The sequence below is a fragment of the Myxococcus llanfairpwllgwyngyllgogerychwyrndrobwllllantysiliogogogochensis genome (assembly GCF_006636215.1).
GTDB classification, from domain to species: domain Bacteria; phylum Myxococcota; class Myxococcia; order Myxococcales; family Myxococcaceae; genus Myxococcus; species Myxococcus llanfairpwllgwyngyllgogerychwyrndrobwllllantysiliogogogochensis.
The window spans coordinates 1-554 of the sequence record NZ_VIFM01000649.1 but is presented as its reverse complement, the minus strand read 5'-3'; the positions used below and the strand labels follow the sequence as shown (position 1 = coordinate 554).

The following is a 554-nucleotide window of genomic DNA, read 5'->3' as shown; positions in this document are numbered from 1 at the left end:
GCCCCGAGCACGGTCCTCGGAGATGAGGGTGTCGAAGCGGCTCTGCTGCTCGGCCTCATCCGCGCCGCGCCAGTCGTGCTCCTCCCAGGGGAGGGTGGCCTCCGGGTGGACCCACTGGAGGGGCTGGTCGGCGCCCTCGGCGACGAAGGACGTGCGCAGCGAGGGCTGCCGCTGGATGACGGCTTCCCAGGTGCGACGGAAAGCGGTCATGTCCACGGCGCCGCCGAAGGTCCACGCCAACTGCGTGACGTAGACGCCGGAGCCCGGGGCCGTGAGGGTGTGGAAGAGCATGCCTTGCTGCATGGGCGACAGCGGATAGAGGTCGTCCGCCAGCGTCCCCGCGGGCAGCACCCGGTCGAGCACCGACTGGGACAGCCTCGCCAGCGGGAAGTCTGCGGGCGTGAAGCGACGGGCGTCGTCGGAGTCGCGGTCGTCGATGAGCCGCCGCAGCGTGTGCAGGCAATGGTCGGCCAGGGACTGGATGGTCTCCGGCCGGTGCGCTGCCTGGCTGTACGTCCACACCAGGGTCAGTCGGCCCTCGAAGACGTAGCCGT

Annotated in this window: 1 protein-coding gene; it reads right to left on the bottom strand. The window is 70.9% G+C overall.

Annotated elements, in window-relative coordinates; genetic code table 11:
* On the bottom strand, positions 1 to 554 hold a 554-nt coding region (locus tag FJV41_RS49830; RefSeq protein WP_141649576.1), incomplete at both ends, for a condensation domain-containing protein.